Raw genomic sequence first — 26,551 nt, 5'->3', positions numbered from 1 at the left:
TTTCAGTCCGTATGGATAGGGCCGGGCGGCAGCCGTTCCGGCCGCCGCCCGGCCCTTATAAGCGCGAGCTAGGACATTAGACTGGGCAGAAGCAGAGAAAGCTGGGGGATATACATGACCAAAACCGTGGCCGCAAAGGTAGCGATGACATAGGGCCAGACACCCTTCATCAATGTGATCAGCGGTACTTCCTTTACTCTGGCCCCGATGACGAACAGACAGATGCCGACGGGCGGAGTAATGGAGCCCAGCGCCACGCACATGGTAGACAGAATGCCGAACCAGACCAGGTCGAACCCGAGCGCGGAGACCGCAGGCGCAAACAGTGGAATGGTAAGCATCATGATGACAGGGGTGTCGATAAAGCAGCCCAGGACCAGATAGATGATTACGATGACCCATATGATGGCCATGGGGGGGAGCGCCAGGCCGGTGACCCAGGAGGAGAGCATGGCGGGGAGCTTGGACAGCCCCATGAAAGCATTAAACAGCTGAATGCCGATAAACATGAAGAACAGGCCGGAGGCCTGTACGGCGCTCTCCTTTAACGTCTGCAGGATCTTTTTTCCTCCGGCGCGGTGCTTGCAGATCACGATAATAAGGCAGACGATAACACTGATGCCGGCCGCCTCATTCACCGTGGTAATGCCGCCCCAGATGCACACCATGATAAAGACGACCAAAAGAAGGATCGGCCAAGCGGCTTTTAAGGAACGAAGCTTTTCCGGCAGAGTCGTCTTCTCTGCGCGCGGGGCCCAAGCGGGTCTGAGTTTGACTAAAACGGCCGTGGTGATACACAGCAGGAGGGTCAAAAGGATTCCAGGCAGCCATCCGGCCATAAAGAGCTTGCCAACGGAGGTCTGGGCCAGGATGCCGTAAATGATGATCGGCGTACTGGGCGGAATCAGAATCGCGAGAGGGCCGGCGGCGGCAATGGAACACAGACCCAGCTTGGGCTCATAGCCATACCGCTTCATTTCAGGCCATGCGACTTGACTCATGACCATTGCCGTCGCTTGCCCGGAACCACAGATAGCTCCAAAAATCGCACTGGCCACAGTGCTTGTGATGGCCAAGCCGCCGGGCAGGCGCCCAAACCACTTGCGGGCAGCACCGTATGCGTCCGTAGTCAGTGCTCCCATTACCGCAAAATCACCCATCAGCATAAACATGGGCAAGACTGCGAGGGAGTAAGACATGGCGGTTGTAACCGGAATCGTCTGCAGATAAGTCAGACCGCCGCCAAATCCCAAGATCATGACCACGCCGATAAAGCCGGAAATAAAGAAGGAGAAGGCGAGGTTTACGCCGGCAAACATCAAAATGAGCATCAGTAAGATACCCACGATACCGGCGATCGTCGTCATTTGCACGTCTCAGTTCCCTCCTCTCCGGTAACGCCGGCATTACGCGTGCTATTCCAGCAGATGAAATCGTGCAGGTCGGTTATGACTAGGATCAGCAGCTCTAAGGCAATAAGAACATATCCGACCAGAGCGATCGCATAAAAGGGGCCGTAAGGGATCTTGAGCACAGGCGTTCCCACACTGGAACGGGCCAGCTGCTTTGCGGAGGAGAGCGCCAGCTGCCAGATCAACAGACCGCTCATTCCGCAGCAAAGTGCATTTCCAACAGCGGTCACCAGAAGCTGGATACGGGGCGAAAGCCGCTCCACGATGACCGGAACCGCAATACAGCGGCGCAGCTTGATGGCCAGGGCCAGGCCGGTATACACAAAAATCGACATGGAAACCTCAATAATCTCTTGGGCGCCCGTTAAAGGATGGTGGAAAAAATAGCGGCCGATTACATCCACAAAGCTGACCGATGCCATAAAGAAGAGGACCGCTGCGGAGATCCAGGCAAACAGATTGCTAACCATATGTACGGCCTTTGCCGCCATAATCAACATTTTTTTCATAGCATGTCTCCTAAATGGGGCCCCGGCCGTTCGGATATGAATGGCCGAGGCCCATATCGGCATGTCGGGACTTATTTAAGGTTGTATTCGCAGCGCTCGATGACCCGTTCGGTCAGATCCATGATTGCAGTACCGTCGTGACCGGCGGAGTTCAGGCCTGTCACAAATTGTTCGCGCAGGGGCGCCACAGCGTCCTGCAGCTCCTGCTGGAACTCCGGCGTAATGGAGTACAGCTCCATACCGCCTGCCACGCAGGCCTCGATGCCGTCGGAATAGGTCTGCTGTACTTTGTTGATGACACGGTAACGCTGCTCTTCGCAGGCTTCCATGAGCGAGAGCTTCAGACTGTCCGGAAGGCTGTTGTACGCATCCTCGTTCATAGCCAAAAACAGCAGGCCGCCATGGACGGGGTATTCCATGATGTAGTCCAAGACGTCATACAGCGCATTGACCTGCATCAGATGGGGGCTGGTCATGGCCCCGTCAACAATGCCGCGGTCCAGGGACAGGTACACGTCGGACATCGGCATTGCCACAGCAGAAGAGCCGAAAGACTCAAGCATATCCACCGCGATACCGGAGACCGCCCGCAGCTTTAACCCATTGAAAGAGCCCATGCTCTCGATTTTGCTGTTCTTGACCGCCAGCATCTGCATATCGGTCGGCGCGAACATCAGCGGAACCGTCTCGTTGTTAAACTCGTCCAGATAGCCTTCATAGTAGAGAGAATAAATAATTTCACTGACCGTGCTGGGGTTGGAGGCAAGGAAGGGGACCTGTACGATATCCGCCACAGGGAACTCGCCGGCCGTCTGGGCCGCGGCATTAAAGTACATCTCAACCGTCCCGTTTCGCGTCATCGCCAGGGCGTCTGCGGCAGTACCAAGGCTGCTCATATCATAGAGGGTAATCTGAATGCGGCCGCCGGTTTTTTCTTCCACAAGGGCAGGGAAATCCTCCATAAAGGGCTGGTCGGCATTCATAATGCTCAGCTTGAATTCGTAAATCTGACCGTCATCTGCAGCGGTACTGCCGCCCGATTCGCCGCCGCCGCTGCATGCGGCTAAGGAAAAGATCATTCCCAGCGCAAGGACTAAACTCAGAATCTTTTTCATATTGTTCTCCTTTCCAATCATCCGTCGCGTTTTCTATTGTACGTCAAGTCGAAGGGACCGTCTATACCCGTATTTCCCACACAGGCATATTTGGCGCTCACAGGTCCGCCGAGGGGTTGTTTTCAATGACGCCGGGCTTTTTGCCATGGGCAAATTCAAACTTGCTGGTGGCGGTGTCGCCGGGGAAATACTCGTCCTTAAATTCCCCCATGGCCCAGTCCATCATGGTACCCGTATAGGTCTCGTAGGGCTTGGGATTGACCGGGAAAGGCTCCCGCGCGGTGAGCGTGTCGTAGGGGTGGAAGAACGTGATGGGCTCCGTCTGGAACTGATGCCGTTTCGGGGGGCCGGTCATGATGTCCTGCCAGCAGTCGGTCCAGCTCTTGTAGTAATCGCAGCGGAAGGTGCGCCACCACTTCATATGCCAGATCTTCCAGGCACCGTTTTCCTTGATGAAATCCACGCTATAGCTGCCCCAGCACCAGAAACCGTGCGGGACGCGCTGCGCGTCGACCTGAGTCTCGAAGCCCGGGGAGTGCCAGGTGCCCTTTGCGGTCTGACCGTCTCCCGCCACCTCGATGACCGGGGTGGCCAGGGTGTGGATGAACATGGTGCCCACCGGCTCCTCCTTCATGACGGTGCCGAACAGATACTGGACCGCCTCGGCGCCCACCCAGACGCCCCAGTCGGATACCTCCATGGATACGTCCGGCATGGTCAGCGCAAAGCAGTCGATTGGGGTGCGCCACATCGTCAGGGGATTGTGTACCACCTCGTAGCGGCCCATGATCTTCTGGATCTCGTTGACCGCCTGAAGACGCTCCAGCTCCCTTTGGCAGGATTGGAGCAGCGCTTCCATTTCCTTGTGTTCCAATGCGTTCCCTCCTTGTTAGTAATCCAGATAGCGCGGGACGATGTCCCGATAACGCGCCACTAAACTGTCCCAGTTTTTTGGCAGCTCCACTTTGGTGCAGGATGGGCCGCCGTGATCGCCGCCGCCGGTGACCGCCACGCCCCACTGGGCGCCCGCCACCACGATGAACATGTGCGCATCGTTCCAAAACCGCCGGGCGGAGTAGCTGCCGTCCAGGGGCGTCTCCACCGGAATGCCTCCGTCCTTGCGGGGCTCATGGTTGCTCTCCACCAGCCAGCGCAGGTTCCACTCGTCGGCGGGGACGCGGTTGTATTCCACCACATAATCCAGAATGCGCTGCTTGGTCCAGCCCGCCTGGGCAAACATGGCGGCAATCTCGGGGGAGAGAATAAACACCCCGCCGGTCCACCAGCCGAAGGCCTTGACCTGGCACATGCTCTTGAGGAAGCTCTCCGGCGTGAACGCTCCGCCCAGACCGCCTCCGCCCAGCGTCTGCACATCGGCCGGCCAGAACATGGTAACGGTGGAGTCCTCCGCCGTAAAGCCGTACCGGGTCTGGAGCGGTTCCCAGGGGCTCTGCGCTTCGTTTTCCGCGATGCATACGCCGCCGCGCCCCACCGTGCCCATGGCGGACATGTCCTCCATCCCCTGGCGCACGCCGCCGATATTCATGGTGATGTAGGCCAGCGCCCGCGGGATGGCGGTGTTGGGCTTGTAATAGGGGCTGAGGACGGCCCGGCCGCTGTGAAGGTGGATGTCCTTTGCGACCCTGCCGTTGACAAAGGTGAACGGCATCCAGTTGGCGTTGGAGCAGGTCCAGCCGCACAGCTGGATGTTGGGCGCCAGCATGCCCCGGACGGCCGCAAGAATGACCGGCAGATAAGTGGGCAGACACCCGGCCATGACCGCATTGACGGCCACCTTTTCCACCGTGGCGATGCCGTTCATGGGGGGAATCGTTCCCAGAACCGTGTCGGGGGACAGATCGGTGCCGGTCAGCATCTCATCCACGGCCTCACGGGTGGGAGGGACGATCGGCAGGCCGGTGGTCCAGCCCAGCTTGTAGAATTGGTCGTTGACCTCCTGAAGGGTACCGGTAAAGGTATAGCTGGAATAATCCCGGGCCCGGGTCGGGCGGGCCTCCTCCTCGGTGAGCGGGGCCGTCAGCGCGGCGGCAATTTGGTCGGTCACCCGGCGTACCTCAGGGCGGACGACCCGCTCGAGCAGCGCGTCGTCGATGACCTTCTCGCCCGACAGATCGCCAAAGGACATCTCTACCAGCCGCAGGCCGGGCACCCCCTGGGAGGCGGCGCCCCGTTTGGAGGAATTTTGAAAGGACCGGCAGAGAAGGTCTACCGTGGGTTTGCCCTGTTTTTCAAAGAAAGCGGCGTTTTTTGCCAAAAACAGGGAACAAGACCCGGCGTCGCCGTAGGCAGTGATGACGGCGTCAACCCCGGAGGCCCATGCTGCGGCCTGCGCCGCATATGCGTCGTCCTGGATCAGCTCGGTAATCTCCTTGAGGTATTGAAAATGAGTAAAGGTCACGCCGGAAAAACGTGCCGAAAGCTCCCGGGCGACCTCATCCAGGATCTTGATGGCGTGTCCCTTGAAGTGGGCGTACAGGCCGATGGTTTTTCCCGCCAGAGTGTCCAACCGGGGCGAGAGCCCGCGGGGCTGCCGGGATTCGGCTGCGGCCCAGGGGCTGAGAACTGTGTATTCCAAGCGCAGGCACTTCCTTCCATACCAAATGGGATAGACAAAATCACTATCCTTGTGATTGGATTATAGGGCTGAGTTATCAAAAACGACAACCACCCGTTTGGGTAGTAACTTTCCAGTAACTTTCGCAAAGTAAAACGGGAAAGCACCTTGCCATACCAAAGCGGTTGTGCTAAAGTAGAAAAAAAGGAGGGCGGGCCCATGTCGCTACAGGAGCTTTTGCGGGATATTTGCGCGGAATATGGGAGCCGCATCGCCATCGCGTCCGACGGACCGCCCATACCGTACGCTGTGCTGCGGCGGCGCATCGATTCCATCAGCCGGAGCCTGCTGGAACTGGGCTGCGGGCCCGGCGCGCATATCGTCTATTTGCGGTGTGCGGGGCATGCCTATGTGGAGCTCTTGTTCGCCGCAGCACAGATCGGCGCCGTTTTTTGCCCGGTCAGTCCGCGGACGGAGCCGGAGCGCCTGCTGGCGCGGCTGAAGCGGTTTGCGCCAGATCTGGTGGTGGCGGACCGGGACGTTGTGGCGGGACTCCGGGAGGAGCTGTCCCCCCTGCTGCCCCTGCGGCGGGTGGTGGTCTACCCGGCCTCCCGCCGGTTTTTGTCCTACCAGAGCTTAACCCGCAAACAGCTGGTGCTGGGCCGGTATCCGGTGGAGGACGCAGCGCCCGTGACGGCGCTGCTGGATGAGGGGAGCGAGCGGATCCGCACGGTATCCTATGGCGAACTGGGCGCCTATCTGGCGCACTGCCGCGGGGCGCTGCGGCATCCGCCGGGCACCGCGCTGCTGTGCGTGCCGTATCCCTGCCTGACCTATGTACAGGAGATCTGCCTGGGACTGGCCTGCGGGGATACCCTGCTGCCGATGGAGTCCTTTGAACCCAAGGATTTTATCAAGACCGTCAGCGGCCGTCCGGTGGACAGCGTTTACCTGACGCCCAGCATCATCAATGCGGTCAGCATGGATTCCAGATTCCTGATCGGCAACTTTTCCCGGCTGCGCCGGGTACGGATCGGACAGGCATACTTTGACCGGGATACCGCGGCGCGGATGCAGGGGCTGCTTGAGCCGGACTGTGTGGTGGAGAAGGATACCGGGTTTCCGGAGAGCGTGACCCGGCTCACGCTGCATGCCGCCGAACTGTGCCCCGAGGAGTGGGATGCCGCCGCCGTACCCATCAACTCCATCGGACGGCCGGTCGAGGGGGTGGAGGTCTGTCCTGCGCTTCCGGGGGCCTGTACGGCGGGAGAGCCTGGGCTGCTGCAATTCCGCCGGTCTGAGGATGCGCCCTGGCAGACGCTTGGACGGGGATGGGTGGATCGGGAAGGGCTGGTCCGCCTGAGCTGGGAGATGGAGTGCCCGCCGCTTCCGGAAAACGCCCCGTTTGCAGGGCTGCGTACCGGCGTTTCCAATCGTTCTGAATTTGAGCAGGCCGCCCGGGCGCTGGCGCTGACCACCTATTTGGAGGTCTTCGACGCCTTTGCCCACATCTCCGCCAGCAGTGCGGCCGAGGCCTTCGAACGGGCCTGCTGTCAGGCCGTTCTGAATCATTTCGGCTGTGCGGCCGCCGCGCTGTCGATCCCGCGCCGGAGCGTCCAGGCGAGCATTGTGCGCGCTTCCGTCATCTGGGAGGCGGAGCATACCTGTGTCTCCCACGGCCATCCGGACGCCTTTTGGGTGCGGGATGGGACAAAAATCCGCCTGGCCTCCCCGGGGGAGGCCTGTTTCCCGGCGGGGTGCTACCTGGTCTGCCATCCGATTTATTCCCGGGGCTGCCAGCTGATGGGGGAGCTGTACCTGGCCTTTCCGGAGGACCGCCTCCCCACGCCGGAGGGAGGGGCCAAGCTGTGCGTGGCGCTGCGCCATCTTGCGGTTTTGCTGGAATCCCATCGGGATCTGGCGGAGACGGCCGTCCGGCTGGAGCTTTACCGGCGGGCCATGGAGCTGGCCGGAGACGGCATCGGCATCAGCGGCCTGGAGGTCAAGCCAACGCTGCTTTTCGTCAATCCCAAGTCGGCGCGGTTTATCAATCTGGGCAAGAGCGACGCCGCCTTCGGCGTCCTGCTGGAAAAGATCCAGACGGCCAATCTGCAGGATCTGCGCCAAGGGGGGAAGAACAGCAGCTCCCGTTCCTTTTTTTACACCGATCCGGAGCATGGAAAGACCTGGGTGAACTACCGCACGGAAAAGGTCGTTGTGGATGGGGAGCCCTATGCCATCGCATTCTGCAACATGCGGGAGAGCGGCGGAGAAGCCCGGCACCTGGAGGGACTGCTCAGCGAGCGGGAGCTGGAGATCGTACGGCTCATCACGGAGGGGCTGACCAACAAGGAGATCGCCGGGCGGGTCGGCATCTCGGTCAACACGGTCAAATACCATGTTGCCCGCATCTATGAGAAGATGCAGGTCACCAACCGGACGGAACTGCTGTCGAGTACCTATCTGCGCAAACAATAAAGGATGAGCCGCGCCTTCCCGGTCGGGAAGGCGCGGCTCATTCGGTCAAACAAGGGGGCGGGGCGGGGGAGAGCGTGCAAGTGTACGGGACAGACCGCCCTGCGGGCGCAGGGGGGCGTCTGGCGCCGAATGCGGCCGGACGGTTTGGGCGAACGGCTGGCACAGCGGCGCTGCAGGTCCGGTGCCGGAAGGCCGGGGCCGGATCAGGGCGCTCGGATCCTCAGGTTCAGCAGCGAAAGAAGGGAGCAGGCCGGCAGCAGGGCCGCCGGGGCGGCGCAGGAGCCGGAAGCGGTCACCATGGCCCGGCGAGGGTGGCTGTAAAAGAGGTCGGGATGAGCATGGTATTGGCGATGCTGAAGTTCATCGCGAAATGCTTTGTCCCATAAAAGACGCTGACAAAAGCGGAGGAGATGGGAGGCGAGCAGCCGTAGGACAGGCCCGCCAGACAGATCCCGGCCGCGCACAGAAAAAGCGCATGGTCGGGATAAAGTTCAGCGCCAGCTGAGAGACGCTCCGGATGAACGCCTCGGCCAGCGGAGCCTTCAGGATGGACCAGGCGTAAAGGATGCCCGCGAAGGGCATGCATCCCACGCCGCACAGCAGATAGGGCCGGCGCACCGGCGCGCGGCTACGGGCCTGCTCCAATTCTGTACGCCTGCTCGTTCGGTTTTCCCGGCGCCTATCCCTTGCTGGAGGCTGTCGCTTCGATCATGAGCGGAAGGACCTGGAACAGGTCGGCGGGGATGCCGTAGTCGGCCACCTCAAAAATGGGGGCGGCGGGATTTTGATTCACCGCCACGATGCACGCGGCGTCCTGCATGCCCGCCTTATGCTGGATGGCCCCGGAAATGCCCAGGGCAATGTACAGCCGGGGCCGGACGGTCTTGCCGGTCTGGCCCACCTGGTGGTCCGCGCCGATCCAGCCCGCGTCCACGCAGGCGCGGGAGGCGCCCACCACGCCGCCCAGGGCGTCGGCCAACTGCTGGGCCAGCGCCAGGCCGGTTTTTACGTCCCTGCTGATGCCGTAGCCCACGCTGACCACGACCTCCGCACCGATCAGGTCCACGGCGGCCTTGGCCTGCTTGACCACCTCCAGCACACGGGTCTTCTGATCGCGCTCATCCAGTGTGACAGGGCAAAGCTCCACCCGGCAGGCGTCGGCCTTGGCCTGGTCGAAGGGGGCGCACTGCATCACGCCGGGCCGGACGGTGGACATCTGGGGCCGGAACCGGGGGCAGATGATGGTGGCCATCAGGTGGCCGCCGAAAGCAGGACGGGTCATCTTCAGACCCCTGTCGGTCAGGTCCCACTTCATACCGTCCACATCCAGGGTGGAGGTACGCTTTAAAAATTCCTGATACTTGGCCACATCCACATCCAGGTGGGTACAGTCGGCGGTAAGGCCGGTGTGCAGGCGGGCCGCGCAGCGGGGGCCCAGGTCCCGGCCGATGTTGGTGGCGCCGATGAGCACGATTTCCGGCTTGCGCTCCATGACCATGCCGCAGACCACCTTGGTATAGGCGTCGGTGGTGTAATCCTTCAGCAGGGGGTGCTGGCATACATATACCCGGTCGGCCCCATAGCCGCCCAGCGTGGGGGCCAGCGCCGCCACGCCGTCGCCTAGCAGCAGGCCGCAGAGCTCCACGCCCAGATCGTCGGCCAGCTTGCGGCCTTCGGAGAGCAGCTCGAAGCAGGTGGGGTTGAGCTCGCCGCCGCGCTGCTCGCAGAATACCCACACGCCCCGGAAGGCGGCGGGGTCGGTATTATGAAATTCAGTCATTTCCGCATCCTCCCTCAAATCATGTGCTGTTTTTCCAGCGCGGCGAAGAGCTGCGCCACCGCCTCTTTCGGGGAACCCTCCAGCAGGACGCCCGCGCCCTTCACCGGGGGCGAGAAGGACTTGTACACGTTGGTGGGGGAACCCTTCAGGCCGATGGTGTCCGGCTCGATGAGGGGCTCGTCCTTCAAAGCCGCATAGTCAAGGACCCGATAAGGCTTCTGATCGCACTCCAGAATGCCCTTGACGGTCATATACCGGGGGGTATTCAGCTCCTTGATACAGGTGATCAGGCAGGGCGTGGACACCTGGATGTTCATATAGCCGTCCTCCAGCATGCGGCGGACGGTGAGCGTGCGGCCCTCCTTCCGGATGTCGGCGGCATAGGTCACCTGCGGCAGGCCCAGCTTTTCCGCGATCTGGGGACCCACCTGGGCGGTGTCGCCGTCGATGGCCTGACGGCCGCAGAAGATCACGTCCTCCTCATCCAGACCCAGGTGCGCGATGGCGGCGGCAATGATCTGGGAGGTGGCGAAGGTATCCGAACCGCCGAACTCCCGGCCGGAGATGAGCACCGCCTCGTCGCAGCCCATGGCCAGCAGCTCCCGCAGCATCCCGGCGGCGGGGGGCGGGCCCATGGAGATCACCACCACCCTGGCTTCCGGATGCTGGTCCTTGAGGGTCAGGGCGGCCTCCACCGCGTTCCGGTCGTCCGGATTGGTGATGGCGGCCATGCTGGAGCGGTCCATGGTGCCGTCGGCCTTGACCGCCACCTTGCCGGAGGTGTCCGGCACCTGCTTGACGCAGACAATGAATTTCATACCCTTCTCCTCCTTACTTGAGCAAGCTGCCCGAGATGACCATCTGCTGTACCTGCGAGGTGCCCTCGTAGATGCTGGTGATGCGGGCGTCCCGGTAGAAGCGCTCCACCTTGTATTCCTTGATGTAGCCGTAGCCCCCGTGGATCTGCACGGCCTTGTAGGCCGCGCGGTTGCACATCTCGGCCGCGTACAGCTTGCTCATGGCGCACAGCTTGGCGCTCTCCGGGTCCCCCGCATCCTTGCGCACGGCGGTGGAGTAGACCAGCTGGCGCGCGGCCTCGATCTCGGTGGCCATGTCGGCCAGCATGAAGCTGATGGCCTGGAATTTGGCGATGGGCTTGCCGAACTGCTTGCGCTCTTTGGCGTACTTGACGGACGCGTCCAGGCAGCCCTGGGCGATGCCCACCGCTTGGGCGGCCATGCCCAGGCGCCCGCCGTCCAGGGTCTTCATCGCGGTGGAGAAGCCCTTGTGCAGCGGGCCCAGCAGGTCGCTTTTGTGGACATGCACATCCTCCAGGATGATGTCGCTGGTGGGGTAGCCCACGATGCCCATCTTGTGCTCGGGCTTGCCGCAGGATACGCCGGGCAGCTTCATGTCCACAAGGAACATGGAGATGCCCTTGGAGCCTTTCTGGCTGGGATCGGTCTTGGCGTAGACCACCGCGTAATCCGCGAAGGGCGCGCCGGAAATGAAGGTCTTGCGGCCGTTGAGAATAAATTCGTCCCCAGCCTGCACGGCGGAGGTCAGGGTCCCGCCCGCGTCGGAGCCGGCGCCCGGTTCGGTCAGGGCGAAGACCAGGATCTTTTCTCCCTTGGCCACGGGGATCACGTAGTTCCGCTTCTGCTCCTCGGTGCCGCAGTAGAGCAGCGGACCCGCCCCCAGGGAGTTGGAGGTGTTGGCATAGATGGACAGCACCGGGGACACCCGGGCGAACTCCTCCACCATCATGGCATAGGCCAGACTGTCGCCGCCCTGGCCGCCGTATTCCACCGGGATCTTGACGCCCAGAAAGCCGCAGCGCGCCATCTTATCATGAATGGCGCGGTCAAATTCCCCGGTCTCCTCCAGCCGGTCCAGCAGCTCGTCCGTGAACTCCGTTTCCGCAAACTGCCGGAAAAGTTTGCGCAACATCTGTTGCTTTTCGGTCAATACCATTTTGTCAGCCTCCTTATGCTCGGATCGATTGGCCCAGGCCGCCCCAGTGTTCCTGGAAAATAGCCGGGTCCATGGTTTTCAAATTCTGGGCGAGCACCGGAACAAAGTCCATGTGGGCCAGGATATCCCGCTCCAGGTCGATGCCCGGGGCGATCTCGATCAGCGTCATTTTGCCGCCGATGAGCTGAAACACGCAGCGCTCGGTCACATACAGGATGGTCTGATCCGGCCGGGCATAGGGACCGGAAAAGGTGATCTGCTCCACCTGACGGATAAACTTTTTGGCCTTGCCCTCCTCGGCGATGACCAGCTTGCCGTCCTGTACCAGCACCTTGCTCTTGGCCATAAAGCTGCCGCAGAAGACCACCTTTTTGGCGCTTTGGGTGATATTGATGAAGCCGCCGGGTCCGGTAAGGCGGGCGCCGAACTTGGAAACGTTCAAATTGCCCGCCTCGTCGGCCTGGGCCAGGCCCAGCACAGTGATGTCCAGTCCGCCGCCGTCGATCATGTCGAACATGTCGTTGTGGAGCATGGTGCACTCCGGGTTATAGGCGCTGCCGAAGTTGGGCAGCGCGGCGGGCACCCCGCCCACCGTGCCGGTCTCCGCGGTGAGGGTGATCTGGTCGGTATATCCCTCCTCAGCCACCACCAGGGCCACGTCCGCGGGAATGCCGACCCCCAGATTGACCACGCTGCCAGCGCGCAGCTCCATGGCGCAGCGGCGGCAGAGCACCTTGCGGTCCGACATGGGCAGCTTGGGCAGAGCCTGCACCGGCTTTTTGATCTGACCGGAGAAGGCGGGCTCAAAGTAGACCCCCTCGGCCTGCCAGCAGGCCATGGGGTCGGTGGCCTGGACCACATAGTCCACCAGAATGCCGGGGATCTTGACCTGCTTGGGGTCCATCGTGCCCTTTCGGGCCACGTATTCCACCTGCACAATGACGATGCCGCCGCTGTTTTTGGCGGCCATGGCCACCGCAAGGCCCTCGTTGAGCACGCTCTCGTGTTCAAAGGTGATGTTGCCGTTTTCGTCGGCGGTGGTGCCCCGCAGCAGCGCTACGTTCAGGGGAAAGCTCTTGTAAAACAGGTACTCCTCGCCGCCCAGCTCTACCAGTTCCACCAGGTCTTCCGTGGTTGCCTGGTTCATCTTGCCGCCCTCGACGCGGGGGTCTACAAAAGTGCCGAGGCCGACCTTGGTCAGTAGACCGGGCCGTCCGGCGGCGATTTCTCGCCACAGGTTTACGATGACGCCCTGGGGAAGACAGTGACACTGAATTTTGTTTTGCCGCACCAGCTCGTTCAGGGAGAAGGCCGAGCCAATGTGGGCGCCGCACCACTTGGCGATCAGTCCCTCTCCGGCCTCGCCGAACCGGGTCACGCCGCGGTTGCCCTGATCCTGGGCGGGGCCGTCGGGCCGCTTCGTGCGGTCCCAACCCAAAAACTGGTTGCCGTAGCCCCAGTCTCCCATGGCGCTGCCCTGCTTCAGATTCAGGTTTCGGGGGTGCCCCGTCTCCCGGAAGCGGTCCCGGATGGCACAGGCCACCTCCTCCGGCCAGCCGGACAGTCCCATGCCCGCCAGGCCAACGGTGGCCCCGTCCGGGATCCGTTCGGCGGCCTCTTGGGCGGTAAGAAATGTAGCCATACTGCTGCCTCCTTTTGTGAAAAAGTTTTATGAATATATTCAGTGAACTTGTTCATTAATTATGTCACGAGGCAAAACGAAATGCAATAGGGCGGCCCCAAAAAAGCGGGTCAAATCAGAAAATTGTAAAAAAAGCCAAATAAGCTTGCTCAAATTGGGTGAACCGTCCAAAAAAAGGCCCTCCCGCACTTGGCAGGAGGGCCTGATTTTGATATAATCATTGCAGAGAAATGGGGGGCGCAGGGATTGGAAGAGCATAAAAAGACCCGCAGGCAGCAGGCGGAGGAGACGAAGCGCCATATCTTTGAAGTGGCCTTGGCGCTGCTGGACCGCCGTGCGTTTGAGCAGATCAAGGTCCGGGATATCGTGGAGGCCGCCCAGGTCTCGGTGGGGACCTTCTATAACTATTATGCAACCAAGCTGGATGTGTACTATGAGACCTACCAGCTGGCCGACGAGTACTTTGAGGACGTGGTGGCGCCCGCTCTTATCCAGCCCACCGCACGGGAGCGGATCCTGTATTTTTTTGACGAATATGCCCGCTATTCCAGCGAGATCACCGATATCTCCCTGACCAAGCTGCTCTACAACTCCAACAACAAGTGCTTTGACCGCCCCTCTGAACAGGGGATCCGAAGGGTGCTGGGAGAACAGGTGCAGCAGGGACTGCAGGCCGGAGAGTTCCACAGTGAAGAAGGGGCGGCCGCCATGGTGGACTTTCTGATGATCGCTGCCCGGGGGCTGGTGTACAACTGGTGCACCCACGACGGCGGCTATCCGATTCGGCCGGCGATGAAACGCTATGTGGAACGCCTGCTGCGGGCCTGGGACTGAACAGGGCCCAAGGGGGACAAGCTGAGGGACGCGCTGCGGAAAATCCGCAGCGCGTCCCTTCCTTCTGCTGATACCGCCCGCTCAGAACAGCTCGGCGGCGCGGAGGATGAGGGTGGCCAGCTCGGCGCGGGAGGCGGTGCCCTGGGGATTCAGAGCGCCCGCGCCGTTTCCGGTGAGTACGCCCGACCCGCAGGCCCACTGTATGGCGGGGAGCGCAAAGGCGCTGATCTGGCCGGCGTCGGCGTAACGGAAGAGATCGGCGTCCGCTTCCACGCTCACGTCTGCGCCTGCGGCCTGGGCATACCGGTAGAGCATGGTCACGGTCTGCTCACGGGTCAGGGCGGCGTTGGGGGAGAAGGCGGCGGCGGAGGTGCCGGAGGTCACGCCGTGCTCGGCGGCCCAGGCCACCGCATCGGCGCAGTAGGAGTCCGCGGCTACGTCGGTAAAAGAGGCGGCTTCCGCCTCCGGCAGGCCGGCCAGACGGTGGAGCACGGTGACCAGCATGCCGCGGGTGGTGGTACCGGCAGGGGCAAAAGTGGTGCCGGAGGTGCCGGTAAACAGGCCCTGGGCGGTGGCCTGCCCCACGGCCTCGGCGTACCAGTCGCCGCCGCCCACGTCGGTGTATTTGGCGTCGGCCAGCGCTTTGGCGTCGCCGGCGGTCTTCACGCTGCCGGCGTACACGCCGCCCAGCAGGGAGGAAAAGGCCATATTGCTGATGAAGTTGAACTCATCCCGCTGGTGGAGCTTGTTGGTCAGGGTATTGGCGAAGAGCGCCAGGTTCAGGCCGTCCTTCTGGTAGGAGATGGCCTGGATGGAGTTGTCCAGGAAGTCGTCGTAATGTTCGCCGCCGCCCACCAGGAAACCCTCCAGCGGCTCCCGGGCGCCGTCCAGCCGGATCAGGACCTGGGCGCCTTCCGGAATGGCGGAGAAGTAGCCCGCGCCGTAGCCATAGAGCAGCTCGTCGCCCTCGCTCACATAGCTGGCGGTGATCAGGCTCTGGGTGGGATAGGTCACATAGGCCAGGGCGTCCATGGATTCGCTGCTGACGGTCTCACGGACCAGCGAGCCTGTGCTCAGCAGACAGCCGGGGATCTGGTTGCCCCTGCGGTCGGTATAGCCGGTGATGGCGCTGATGGCGTTGGAGCCGTAACCGATATAGGCCGCGCCGTTCTCCACGGCGGCTAGGCCTGCCTCGTCCAGGGCGGCGGCGCCGATGACGAGAGTGGCCAGGGAGGCGTCGTCCGTCACCTGGAAGCCCAGCAGCTCCATCGCCTGGCGGTCATAGTTATACTGGTAGGAGCCGCTGACCAGGCTGGTCTTGACAAAGCCGGTGCGGCTGTCGGAGGGCTTGCCGCTGATGTAGACCACGGGAGCCTTGGTGATGGTCAGGGACAGGGGCGCGTCGGCCTCGGCCACGCCGGCGCCGGAGAGGCGGTATTGGGTGCAGACGCTCCGCCAGTCGGAATAATCGCACAGGAAGCTGCCGGCCTGTTCGCCGGAGAGGATCATCCCCACCCCTTTGCCCGCCTGGAGCAGGGCGTTGACGGCGGCGGTGGAGTCCTCGGAGGCATTGGAGAGGATCACCTTGGCGCCCTCCACACCGGTGAAGCTGGAGGTGACGTTGGCCAGATAGCGCACGCAGTCCGCGTGGTCCATCCAGTCGCCGCAGGCGGCCCGGATGGTCCGGTAGGCCGCAGGCTCGGCGCAGGTGACCATGTCGAAGCCGCGGGTCTTGGCAAAGGCAGTGATGCCCTCGGAATAGAGGACGGGCCAGCCGGTGATGACGGTGCCGTCATACAGCGCGCCGTTGGCCACGCTCCGCTTGGCCTGGTACAGGGAGACCACCATGGTCCCGGCGGGATAGCGCACACCACTGTAGGAGAAGGCCGTTTCGGAGACCAGGATCTTTACGTCGTTGCGGGAGAGCCATTCCATCATGTCGGCGGCGGCCTGCAGGTTGGACTGATTGGCGCCGTCCAGGGGGATGATGTAGCACTCCGGATAGAAATTGCCGTTCTGACCCGCGCCGTCATACTCAGGACGGAACAGCTCGGCCTCGGCGCCCTCCACGTCATACTGGTCGCAGAACCACTGGCCTACCAGCTCGTAGGCGTCGGAGTTGGCGTTGGTCACGCCCCGCTCAAAAATTTTGGTCTGGGCCAGCAGATACTCCTGCTTGTTCTCTGCAATGTAGGCGGATTGGCCCAGTTGGCCGTACGCCACCGCGGCGGCCACGTCGTCGTTATACGCGGGCACTTCTACGGTATAGGCCACGGTGCCGTGGAGCATGGCGTACTGGGGGGTGTAGGAGGTGGACATATCGTCCCAGGGATCGTACCAGCAGGTCTGGTCGGCCCCGTCGGCGGCCTTGGCGCCGGTGTAGCTCAGGTAATCGCGCTGGGGGATGACATAGCTGTTGTAGCCGTCGTTGTTGGCCACCGCGGCGATGCCGAGCGCCTCGCCGCCGGCCATCAGATGCTCGGCCAGCAGATCGTACTCAAAGTTGGGCTCGTGGGGGGGATCGCAGGGCTCGCACTGGAACTGCTTCACGCGGCCGTGGAACTCGGTGAAGCTGACGGGGTTCCAGGCGGCGATAAGCTGCGTCATGTTCTGGGTCTCCGCCTGGGTCTGGAAGGAGTTGTCGCGGTTCAGGTCAAAGCCGCCGGAGGAGGTGCGGGTCAGATAGGTGCGCCCCTCCACGTTTTCCTCTGGGACGATGAGGAAGAACACGTCGGAGAGCAGCTCGTCCACGTCCACGGTTTCGGTCTCTATGGTATAGTACTTGGCCAGATCCACCACGCCGGAGACGTTCAGACCCTCGCCCTTGAGATAGCCCAGGTAAGTGGCGGTGTCGGCCACCAGGTCGGGCACGGCCACGGAGCCCTCCGCTCCCACGGGACCCATCTGGGCGGCCAGCTCGGCTTCACCTTCAGCGGTAAAGCCGGTGAGCCGGTCGTAATCCAGCTTGCCGTCGGCGGCGGCGGCCTCCAGCAGCATCCAGGCAAATTTCAGGATGCCGTCGGAAGCGGCCGCCTCGTTGGCGTGAACGTTGGAATACAGCACGGGCACCTGATAGTCGCCCAGGGTACCGGCCTCAAGCTTGGCGATGAGGGCGGAGGGATCGTGCTCCGCCTCTTCCTGGATGGACTGCCACTTGGCCACGGCGTCCGGATTCTTCGCCACGATCAGATAAGGCATGTCCAGAGGCTCCAGGCCATTGTCGCCCTGGCTTTTGCCCATGGAACGCTTCTCCACATACAGGTCGGTGTTTTCCGCGGCGTAGGAGACCATCGCGTCGATCTGGGCGTAGATCTCAGGCATCGTGTGGAAGTTGTCGTAGGGGGTGATTTTCACGGGGGCCGAGCCAAGCGCCTTGCCGTCCACCAGGGCGGTCAGGCGGAAGTAGCCGCATACGTCCAGGTAAGCGCCGCCATTGGAGTGGGGAACGCTCGCATCGCTGCCAAAGTAGCAGACGCTGTCGAAACTTACGCTCAGATACACCTGGCCGTCCACCGTCTCGGCGAAGGAGACCACATTGGTGAAAAAGGGCGTCTCTCCGTCGGAGCAGACCCAGTCGGACAGGCCGCCGCCCGCCGTCTGGTTGGGATACAGCACAGGGTCCAGATAGGCCTTGCCGCTGTCGCGCAGCAGGGACCACTCGGCCTTCCCGGCGGCCTGGGCGGCCGCCTCTTCGGTCATGCTCACGGGGATCCTGGCTTGGAAGGAGCGGGCGGCGGAGAGGTTAATGCAGTCTTCGCCGCCGTCTTCCGAGACGTTGGTCACGCTCCCGGCGGGAGCGGCGGTCTCCTCCGCGGCGTACGCCGGAACGGCGCACAGAGAGACCAGCAGCGCGGCGGCCGTCCATACAGACAGCAGCCGGCTTTGCAGGGACAGGAGTTTCTTCATAGGGGTCACCGTTCTCTTCCTTCTGTGGAATTTTGCAAGAGGCCTTGCAATGCAGGGAATAAAATGAATAATATCCGTCTTGAAACGAATAATTATTGATGAAAAGATAACACCATATGCGGGGGATGTCAAGACTAAAACGCACTATTTCGGAAAATGTGGGAAAGAGGGCGGGGATATCGCGCCGCCCTCAAAATAAATAGCCAGATAAATATTCATATATTTCGGTTGCCGCTATGTCTGCGGAAGCAGGCGACGTTCCGATTCTTGGCCCGGCCGCTCCTACCTGGAACGGGCGGGCCTTGCTGTGCCGGGCCCTGCCGGGGCGGCGCAGGGAAGGGCTCTGCCCATGGGCGGACAGGGCAGAAAAAAGAGGATTGACAGACCGAAGATCGAAACGTATGATATATTACAGATATATCACAAACGCTGGAATCGTGGGAAAGGGGTTTTGAACGATGAGACAGCTGACCTATGCCGTCCTGAAGGAAGGGGACGGCGGCATCCTCCGGCAGGCGCCCGAGCGGGTGCTTCAATTTGGCGAGGGGAATTTCCTCCGGGGCTTTGCCGACGATTTCATCGACCGGATGAATGAACGGGCGGGGTTTTACGGAAGAGTGGTGGTAGTCCCGCCGGCCTCCGCGGGAAAGGCCGGGCGCATCAACGCCCAGCAGGGGCTCTATCAGCTCTGCCTGCGGGGAAAGCAGAACGGCGCGGTAGTGGAGGAGCGGCGGATGATCCGCTGTATCAGCCGGGCGCTGGATGTGTTTGCGGATTGGGACGAGCTGCTGCGCACCGCCTGCCAACCGGAACTGCGCTTTGTGATCTCCAACACGACTGAGGCAGGCATCGTCTACGACCCGGCCTGTCGATGGGACGACCGGCCCCCCGCCTCTTTTCCCGCCAAGCTGACCCGGCTGCTGTGGGAGCGCTGGCGCTCCGGGGCGTCGGGCTGGGTACTGCTGCCCTGCGAGCTCATTGCGGATAACGGAGTCGTACTGCGGGAGTATGTGCTCCGCCACGCCGCCGACTGGGGGCTGGAGGAGGCTTTCCGGCGCTGGCTGGAGACGGAAAACCGCTTTTGCAGCACGCTGGTGGACCGCATCGTTACCGGCTATCCCAAGCAATGGGCGGCGCAGCTGGACGAGGAGAACGGCTACGCCGACGCCCTGCTGGACACGGCGGAACCCTTCGGACTGTGGGTCATTGAGGCCCCGGAGGCCCTGGCGGAGGAGTTCCCCGCCCCCCAGGCGGGCCTGCCGGTGAAGTTTGTCTCCGACCATCACCCCTACAAAGAGCAGAAGGTGCGCATCCTCAACGGCGGTCACACCGCCATGGTGCCCGCCGCGTTCCTGGCGGGGCATGATATCGTTCGCACCTGTATGGAGGACCCCGCTGTCCGCGCCTTTTTGCAAGGGGCCCTCTATGAAGAGATCATCCCCACGCTCTCCCTGCCCCGGGAGGACTGCGAGGCCTTTGCCCGGGCGGTGGAGGAGCGCTTCGCCAACCCCTACATCGACCACCGCCTGCTGGACATCGCCCTGAACAGCGTGTCCAAGTGGCGGGCCCGGGTGCTGCCCAGCGTAAGGGCCTATCCGGCGGGGGGCGGACGCCTGCCCGTGCGGCTCACCTTCTCCTTCGCCGCCCTGGCCGCGTTCTACACCCAGGGCATGCGGGACGGCGTACCCTATCCCGTCCGGGATGACGCCGCCGTAATGGAATTCTTCCGCCAGACGAAGGGCCTGGCGCCGGAAGCGCTGATCCGGGCGCTGGCGGCGCGCACCGATTTCTGGGGAGAGGACCTGAACGCCCTGCCCGGCTTTGTCCCGGCGGCGGGACGGGCTCTGGAGCGCATCCGCGCCTGCGGCATGGCCGCCGCCCTGGCCCGGTGCCAGGAGGAGGCGGGCCTATGAGCGTGCTGCGTATCCATCCCAGGGACAACGTGGCCGTCGCCCTTTCTCCTGTTGCGGCGGGGGAGCGGGCGGTCTATGCCGTGGGGCAGGCGGTCACCGCGCTGGAGGAGATCCCGCAGGGCCATAAACTGGCGCTGGCCCCCATCGCCGCCGGGGAGGCGGTGATCAAGTACGGTTATCCGATCGGCCGGGCCAAGACCGACATCGCCCCCGGCGCCTGGGTGCATACCCATAACCTGGGCACCGGCCTGAGCCAGGGCGTAACGGCGGCGGCGGAGGTGGACGCCTCTGCGCCGGCGCCGCTGCCGCCCCGCACGTTCCGGGGATACCGCCGCCCCGACGCAAGCGTGGGCGTGCGCAACGAGATCTGGATCGTGCCCACAGTGGGCTGCGTCAACGGCGTGGCCCAGGCGCTGGCCCGGGCGGCGGAGCCCTATGCCCGGGGGCGGGTGGACGGCGTATACGCCTGGCCCCATCCCTACGGCTGTTCCCAGATGGGGGACGACCAGGCGTATACCCGGCGGATCCTCTGCGGCCTGATCCGCCACCCCAACGCGGGGGGCGTGCTGGTGTTGGGGCTGGGGTGTGAAAACAGCGGGATCTCCGTACTCCGGGACCTGCTGGGCGGCTGGGACGCGGAGCGCACGGCGTTTTTGGAATGCCAGGCCGCGCAGGACGAGCAGCGGGAGGGCGAAGCCCTGCTGCGCGCGCTCATCGACCGGGCCGCCGGAGATGCGCGGGAGGAGATCGGAGCCGGCGAGCTGATCGTTGGTTTGAAATGCGGCGGCTCCGACGGGCTGTCCGGCGTCACCGCCAATCCGCTGGTGGGTCGGGTGGCCGACCGCCTGGTGGCCATGGGGGGCACCGCGCTGCTGGCGGAGATCCCGGAGATGTTCGGGGCGGAAGGGGTGCTCTTCCGCCGCTGCGCCGACGAAGCGGCGGCGCGGGCCCTGCCGGAACTGGTGGGGGACTTCAAAGACTATTTCGTCCGTCACGGCCAGGTGGTCTACGAAAATCCCTCGCCCGGCAACAAGGCGGGGGGCATCACCACCCTGGAGGAAAAATCCCTGGGCTGCGTCCAGAAGGGCGGCAGCGCTCCCGTCAGCGATGTGCTGCGCTATGGCGAAACGGTAAAAAAGCGCGGCCTGTGCGTGCTCCAGACTCCGGGCAACGACCTGGTGTCCACGACCGCCCTGGCGGCGGCGGGAGCCCAGCTGATCCTGTTCACCACCGGCCGGGGGACCCCCTTCGGCGCGCCGGTACCCACCCTCAAGATCGCCACCAATACCGCGCTGGCGGGCCATAAGGCAAACTGGATCGACTACAGCGCGGGCGGTCTGGCCCAGGGCGGGGATTGGGAGCAGCATACGCAGGCGCTGCTGCAAACGGTGCTGGACACGGCCTCCGGCGCCCTTACCCGGTCGGAGCGGGCGGGCTACCGGGACCTGGCCATCTGGAAGGACGGCGTGACGCTTTGATCCGTTGCTCCCTGCAAAAGCGGCAGCGTCCGGGGGGCGGACCCAGTTGGGTCCGCCCCCCGGACGCTGCCGCAAAGTGCGATGTCGGTTCACGCCGTGCGCGCCGCTGCAAGAAGGGGATCAAACTTGCGCCCGCCTCCGGCAAAGCGCTGTCCGGTCCGCTCAAAACGAGGTGTGCATCATGGTGTTGATGGCCTCCTGATAGGACAGATGGATGTGATCGGAGAGCAGCCGGCAGGACGTTTCCAGGTCCTGCTCCAGGATGGCGTTCAGGATGTCGATATGCTCCCGGTTGCTCACCCGGTACCGGGCAGGCCGCCAAGCGGTGACCCGGATCAGGTTCAGGTAGTCCACAATGCTGCGCATCAGGTTGGTGGCATATTGATTGCGCAGAGTATCCACCAACTCCAGGTGAAAGCGGTTATCCAGCTCGATCAGCGGGGCCGCCGTTTCGGCGGAATTTCCCGCGCTGTCGTCCTCATGCTGGAGCAGCAGGGCACGCATGTCCATGGCCCACTGGGGGTCCACCATGGAGAAGCACTGGCGGAGGATCATAGGCTCCAGCAGGGAGCGGATCTCGAAAATATCATGGATATCCTTGGGCGTGGGGCGGGTGATCTCAATGCCCTTTCTGGGGTGTACGGTGACCAGCTTATCTTGCGCCAGAGCCAAAATGGCCTCCCGCACCGGTGTGCGGCCCAGTTCCAGCAGCTCCTGGAGCTGGGATTCATTGATAAATTGTCCGGGGGTCAGGTCCTTTTGAAGGATCATGGTCTTGATCTGGTCGTACGCGACCTGAGACAGGCGTTCCCGCTTTTGGGAAGGCGCTTTTGCCATAAGGCACCTCCAGCTGTAATATATCAAATGATTGAAAAAAGATAATAAGTAATATATCACGAACAAGGACAGTATACCAGCGCATTCCAGAAATGTCAAGGGCGCGGGCAGGCAAAATGTCAAGGTTTCCTGTACAAAAGCAACAGATGGTTTGCGGAACGGAATATTTTTTTAGCGAAATGGTCGGTTTCCTGCTTGACACCGGGAAAGAACTATGTTATGGTTTGCTACAGGAGATATATCACAAATATATCATTGACGCAGGACGGAACTTTGGATAGAACGGCAAAACCCGTTGAAACGGGACGGAGGATGGAAGCATGAGACCATTCCTGGACGAGGATTTTCTGCTGGATACACAGACAGCCAGAGAGCTTTACCACGGTGTGGCGGAGGGGCTGCCCATTTTGGATTACCACTGCCATGTCAGCCCCCGGGAGATCGCGGAGGACCGCGTCTTTCACAACCTGACGCAGCTGTGGCTGGAAGGGGACCATTACAAGTGGCGGCTGATGCGCGCCAACGGCGTGCCGGAGCGGCTCATCACCGGGGAGGCTCCGGACGAGGAGAAATTTCAGGCCTGGGCCGCCACCCTGGAGCGGGCGGTGGGCAATCCCCTTTATCACTGGAGCCATCTGGAGCTCAAACGCTACTTCGGTTATGAAGGACACCTGACCGGGGCCAACGCCAAGTCGGTTTGGGATCACTGCCAGGCGGTGATCGGAGACGGGCTGCACGTGCGCGGCATCCTGAAGCAGTCCAACGTGACCCTTGTGTGTACCACCGACGATCCGGCGGATACGCTGGAGTGGCACGAGAAGCTTGCCGCGGATCCCTCCCTGGAGACCAAGGTCCTTCCGGCGTTCCGGCCGGACAAGGCGGTGAATTTGGAGCAGGAGGGCTTTCCCGCTTACCTGGAGCGTCTTTCCGCCGCCGCGGGGATGGAGATTCACGATTGGCGGAGCCTCACCGCCGCCCTGGACCGGCGGATGGATTTTTTCACCGACCACGGCTGCGCGGTGGCCGACCACGGCCTGGACAATCTCTGCTTCCGCACTGCCGGGGTACCGGCGCTGGACGCCATCCTGAAGCGGCGTCTGGCCGGAGAGCGGCCGACGGAAACGGAATTGTGGCAGTACAAAACGGCGCTGCTGCTGTTTTTTGGCCGGGGGTATGCCAAACGGAACTGGGCCATGCAGCTGCACTTTGCCGCCCAGCGCAACAACAACGCCCGCATGTTCCGCCGGCTGGGACCGGACACCGGTTACGACAGCATCGGCCCCGCGGTGAACCTGCCCGGTCTGGCCGCCTTCCTGGATGCGCTGGAGGAGAACGGCGAGCTGCCCCGGACCATCCTCTATTCCCTGGACCCCAACGACAATGCGGGCCTTGTGAGTCTGATGGGCTGCTATCAGGGCGAGGGGGTGCGCGGCAAGCTTCAGCACGGCTCGGCTTGGTGGTTCAACGACTGCAGGGACGGCATGGAGGCCCAGATCCGGAACTTGGCCGCCGGCGGCGTGCTGGGCAACTTTATCGGGATGCTCACCGACTCCCGCAGCTTTTTGTCCTATACCAGGCATGAGTACTTCCGCCGCATTCTGTGCGGCGTGCTGGGCCGCTGGGTGGAGGAGGGACAGCTTCCGGACGACCGGCACGCTCTGGAGGGCCTGGTGGCCGACATCTCTTACCGCAACAGCGTTTCCTATTTCGGCTTTGGCCGCTATCACTTACGGGGGGCAGAAACGTTATGAGTATGATCAGCGTCAAAGGACTCCAGAAAAACTTCGGCAAGCATGAGGTCCTCAAGGGCATCGACATCGACATACAGCCCGGCGAGGTGGTGGCCATCGTGGGCCCCTCCGGCTGCGGCAAATCCACCTTCCTGCGCTGCCTCAACCTGTTGGAAAAGCCCTCCGGCGGCCAGATCCTCTACCATGACGTGGATCTGGTCTCCGCCCCGCCCAAGCAGACCAATCAGGTCCTGCTGGGGATGGGCATGGTCTTCCAGCAGTTCAACCTCTTCCCGCACAAGACGGTGCTGGACAACATCATGCTGGCCCCGGTCAAGGTGCAGGGCGTCGGCAAGCAGGAGGCCGAGCAGAAGGCCATGGAACTGCTGAAAACGGTGGGGCTGGAAGACAAGCGGGACGCCTATCCCAACCAGCTCTCCGGAGGCCAGCAGCAGCGTATCGCCATCGCCCGCTCCCTGGCCCTGCAGCCTGAGGTCATGCTCTTCGACGAGCCCACCTCCGCCCTGGACCCCGAGATGGTGGGCGAGGTGCTGGACGTCATGAAAAAGCTGGCCGCCGACGGCATGACCATGCTGGTGGTCACCCACGAGATGGGCTTTGCCCGCGAGGCGGCCGACCGGGTCATCTTCATTGACGGCGGTGTCATCGTGGAGGACAGCGCGCCCGAGGAATTCTTCGCACACCCCAAGAACAAGCGTCTTCAGGATTTCCTGAGCAAGATGCTTTGATCAAACAAAAAACACAGATACTATAACTAGGAGGAACGAACCATGTCTCTCATTCAGGTAGCCCGGTACAGCGACGTCAAGTACGATTTCAAGGACGGCTATGCCTGCGTACCCGTGCTGGAGGGGGCCTTCGACCAGGCCCGCTTTGCCCACTGCGCGCTCCAGAGCGGCCACTCCATTACCCCCGACGTGTACTCCGTCACCGAGCACAACCAGCTCTTCATTTTTACCAAGGGCAAGGGCTATGTGACCACTCCCCGCCAGGCCTGGAACGTGACCGAGCCCGGCGTGTTCGTCCCCGAGTTCGACAGCGAGCGCTTCACCATCACCTGCTCCGCCGACAGCAAGCAGCCCCTTGAATTCCTGCACATCGTCACCGAGCTCAACGATTACGACAAGACCTGCCTGGTGGAATCCCGCATGGTGCTGCCCCGGCTGCGCACCATCAGCCAGGGCTGGACCTATGACGAGGACTTCAAGGACAACTCCGTCACCACTTCCATGATGCTGCTGGAGCACCGCAATCTGGGCCGCCTGTCCATGGGCTGCGTCAAGGGCAGCGGCCCCATCGAGATCGGCCAGCACATCCATAACGAACTGGCCCAATGGTACTTCCCGCTGCCCGGCTCTGAGTTCATCTACACCGCCGGCGGCGAGGAAGTGCACATGACCGGCGGCGACCTGTCCTTTACGCCCACCGGCTTCTGGCACGGCAGCAAGGTGGAGGCCGGCAAGAAGTGCGACTACATCTGGTTCGAGATGTGCATCGACGGCTATCCCGGAGAGATCAAGTAAGACGCGGAACAAAACGCCCGTCCGACTGCGTTGCTACCTTATATAATAATTCACTGTAAAGGGGAATTTACCATGGCTCTGGTCAAGATTTCGAAAGGTGCGGATATCCAGCACAAGTATACCGACGGCGTGTCCCGCGTGAGCGTTCTGGAGGGCGCTTACAAGGACGCTGCCGTAGAGCGGGTCTCCCTCCGGCCCGGCGCGGACTTTACCCCGGAGACCTACACCCGGGAGCAGCACAACCAGGTCTTCCTGGTGACCGCCGGCAAGGGCTACATCGTCACGCCCCGCCGCGTCTTCAACATCACCGAGGTGTGCGTCTTCGTACCCGACTTCGACAAGGAGAGCTTCACCTTCCACTGCGCTGCCGACGCGAAGGAAACGATGGAGATCGTCCACTTCGTCACCGAGCTCAACGATTACGACAAGACCTGCCTGCGCGAGGCCCACATGAGCCTGCCCCGCTTCCGCGGCGTGTCGGAGGCCTGGCATTACAAGGAGGACTTTACCGGGGCCGATATCCAGCAGATGATGATGCTGGAGCACCGCAACCTGGGCCGCCTGTCCATGGGCGCCAACTTCGGCACCGGCCCCAACTACATCGGCCAGCATATCCATAACGAGCTGGAGCAGTGGTACATCATGCTGCCCGGCGCCAGCTTCACCTACACCGCCGAGAACGAGAAGGTACACGTGCAGGGCGGCGACATCACCTATACCCCCCACGGCTCCCACCATGGCAGCGAGTGCGCCGAGGGCGAGAAGTTCGCCTATGTGTGGTTTGAGCTGTGCGAGAACGGCTATCCCGGCGAGATCAAGTAAGC

The 26,551-nt window shown here is 62.5% G+C and carries 19 protein-coding genes; 8 read left to right on the top strand and 11 right to left on the bottom strand.

The window, feature by feature from the left end; translation table 11 throughout:
• Positions 1 to 68: 68 nt before the first annotated feature.
• From NE547_RS13250 to NE547_RS13230, 5 genes are all read right to left on the bottom strand, one after another.
• Positions 69 to 1,367: a TRAP transporter large permease gene (locus NE547_RS13250; RefSeq protein WP_256176160.1), complete on the bottom strand. Its 1,299-nt coding sequence runs from the start codon at positions 1,365 to 1,367 to the stop codon at positions 69 to 71.
• Complete coding sequence (locus tag NE547_RS13245) at positions 1,364 to 1,921, bottom strand: TRAP transporter small permease (protein ID WP_186907490.1); 558 nt, start codon at positions 1,919 to 1,921, stop codon at positions 1,364 to 1,366. The genes NE547_RS13250 and NE547_RS13245 overlap by 4 nt, the downstream gene beginning before the upstream one ends.
• Positions 1,922 to 1,992: 71 nt before the next feature.
• A complete protein-coding gene (gene dctP / locus NE547_RS13240; RefSeq protein ID WP_186907491.1) occupies positions 1,993 to 3,036 on the bottom strand; it encodes a TRAP transporter substrate-binding protein DctP in 1,044 nt (347 codons plus the stop codon).
• Positions 3,037 to 3,133: 97 nt separating this feature from the next.
• The gene (locus NE547_RS13235) at positions 3,134 to 3,910 is read right to left on the bottom strand and encodes a nuclear transport factor 2 family protein (protein WP_186907492.1); all 777 of its coding nucleotides are present in this window, start codon (positions 3,908 to 3,910) and stop codon (positions 3,134 to 3,136) included.
• 15 nt (positions 3,911 to 3,925) lie between these two features.
• The gene (locus NE547_RS13230; protein WP_186907493.1) at positions 3,926 to 5,632 is read right to left on the bottom strand and encodes a hypothetical protein; all 1,707 of its coding nucleotides are present in this window, start codon (positions 5,630 to 5,632) and stop codon (positions 3,926 to 3,928) included.
• Between the two features lie 198 nt (positions 5,633 to 5,830).
• Here NE547_RS13230 and NE547_RS13225 point away from each other — a divergent pair, with 198 nt between their 5' ends.
• Positions 5,831 to 8,089, top strand: coding sequence for a LuxR C-terminal-related transcriptional regulator (locus NE547_RS13225; RefSeq protein WP_186907494.1), 2,259 nt, complete (start codon positions 5,831 to 5,833; stop codon positions 8,087 to 8,089).
• A 679-nt stretch (positions 8,090 to 8,768) separates the two neighbouring features.
• On the opposite strand, the gene acrA is transcribed toward NE547_RS13225, so the two are convergent.
• From acrA to NE547_RS13205, 4 genes are read right to left on the bottom strand one after another with little or no spacing between them, the layout of a single operon-like run.
• The gene (acrA, locus tag NE547_RS13220) at positions 8,769 to 9,869 is read right to left on the bottom strand and encodes an acryloyl-CoA reductase electron transfer subunit beta (protein ID WP_186907495.1); all 1,101 of its coding nucleotides are present in this window, start codon (positions 9,867 to 9,869) and stop codon (positions 8,769 to 8,771) included.
• Between the two features lie 14 nt (positions 9,870 to 9,883).
• Complete coding sequence (gene acrB, locus NE547_RS13215; RefSeq protein ID WP_186907496.1) at positions 9,884 to 10,687, bottom strand: acryloyl-CoA reductase electron transfer subunit gamma; 804 nt, start codon at positions 10,685 to 10,687, stop codon at positions 9,884 to 9,886.
• Between the two features lie 13 nt (positions 10,688 to 10,700).
• A complete protein-coding gene (locus tag NE547_RS13210) occupies positions 10,701 to 11,843 on the bottom strand; it encodes an acyl-CoA dehydrogenase family protein (RefSeq protein ID WP_186907497.1) in 1,143 nt (380 codons plus the stop codon).
• A 13-nt stretch (positions 11,844 to 11,856) separates the two neighbouring features.
• A complete protein-coding gene (locus NE547_RS13205) occupies positions 11,857 to 13,485 on the bottom strand; it encodes an acyl CoA:acetate/3-ketoacid CoA transferase (RefSeq protein WP_256176151.1) in 1,629 nt (542 codons plus the stop codon).
• A 246-nt stretch (positions 13,486 to 13,731) separates the two neighbouring features.
• On the opposite strand from NE547_RS13205, the gene NE547_RS13200 reads away from it, so the two are divergent.
• Complete coding sequence (locus NE547_RS13200; RefSeq protein ID WP_256176150.1) at positions 13,732 to 14,319, top strand: TetR/AcrR family transcriptional regulator; 588 nt, start codon at positions 13,732 to 13,734, stop codon at positions 14,317 to 14,319.
• A gap of 81 nt (positions 14,320 to 14,400) precedes the next feature.
• On the opposite strand, the gene NE547_RS13195 is transcribed toward NE547_RS13200, so the two are convergent.
• Positions 14,401 to 18,225 carry an S-layer homology domain-containing protein gene (locus NE547_RS13195; RefSeq protein ID WP_256176149.1) on the bottom strand — a complete coding sequence of 1,275 codons (3,825 nt, stop codon included), beginning with the start codon at positions 18,223 to 18,225 and terminating at the stop codon, positions 14,401 to 14,403.
• 458 nt (positions 18,226 to 18,683) lie between these two features.
• Here NE547_RS13195 and NE547_RS13190 point away from each other — a divergent pair, with 458 nt between their 5' ends.
• Positions 18,684 to 20,138 (top strand): tagaturonate reductase, encoded by a 1,455-nt coding sequence (locus tag NE547_RS13190; protein WP_256176148.1) that lies wholly within the window; start codon positions 18,684 to 18,686, stop codon positions 20,136 to 20,138.
• Positions 20,135 to 21,616: a UxaA family hydrolase gene (locus NE547_RS13185; protein WP_186907502.1), complete on the top strand. Its 1,482-nt coding sequence runs from the start codon at positions 20,135 to 20,137 to the stop codon at positions 21,614 to 21,616. Before NE547_RS13190 ends, NE547_RS13185 begins: the two co-directional genes overlap by 4 nt.
• A gap of 162 nt (positions 21,617 to 21,778) precedes the next feature.
• On the opposite strand, the gene NE547_RS13180 is transcribed toward NE547_RS13185, so the two are convergent.
• Positions 21,779 to 22,453 (bottom strand): GntR family transcriptional regulator, encoded by a 675-nt coding sequence (locus NE547_RS13180; protein ID WP_186907503.1) that lies wholly within the window; start codon positions 22,451 to 22,453, stop codon positions 21,779 to 21,781.
• 320 nt (positions 22,454 to 22,773) lie between these two features.
• Between NE547_RS13180 and uxaC the strand changes: the two genes are divergently transcribed.
• The 4 genes from uxaC (at position 22,774) to NE547_RS13160 (ending at position 26,549) form a co-directional block, all read left to right on the top strand.
• A complete protein-coding gene (gene uxaC / locus NE547_RS13175; protein WP_256176147.1) occupies positions 22,774 to 24,204 on the top strand; it encodes a glucuronate isomerase in 1,431 nt (476 codons plus the stop codon).
• Between the two features lie 2 nt (positions 24,205 to 24,206).
• Positions 24,207 to 24,932 (top strand): amino acid ABC transporter ATP-binding protein, encoded by a 726-nt coding sequence (locus NE547_RS13170; RefSeq protein ID WP_256176159.1) that lies wholly within the window; start codon positions 24,207 to 24,209, stop codon positions 24,930 to 24,932.
• 42 nt (positions 24,933 to 24,974) lie between these two features.
• Positions 24,975 to 25,727 carry a hypothetical protein gene (locus NE547_RS13165; protein WP_256176146.1) on the top strand — a complete coding sequence of 251 codons (753 nt, stop codon included), beginning with the start codon at positions 24,975 to 24,977 and terminating at the stop codon, positions 25,725 to 25,727.
• Positions 25,728 to 25,799: 72 nt separating this feature from the next.
• Entirely contained in the window at positions 25,800 to 26,549 is a 750-nt protein-coding gene (locus NE547_RS13160) for a cupin domain-containing protein (RefSeq protein WP_256176145.1), read from the top strand.
• Positions 26,550 to 26,551 lie beyond the last annotated feature (2 nt).

The sequence above is a fragment of the Flavonifractor sp. DFI.6.63 genome, assembly GCF_024462255.1.
Taxonomy (GTDB): Bacteria; Bacillota; Clostridia; order Oscillospirales; family Oscillospiraceae; genus Lawsonibacter_A; species Lawsonibacter_A hominis.
This window is presented reverse-complemented; position numbering and strand designations above follow the sequence as displayed.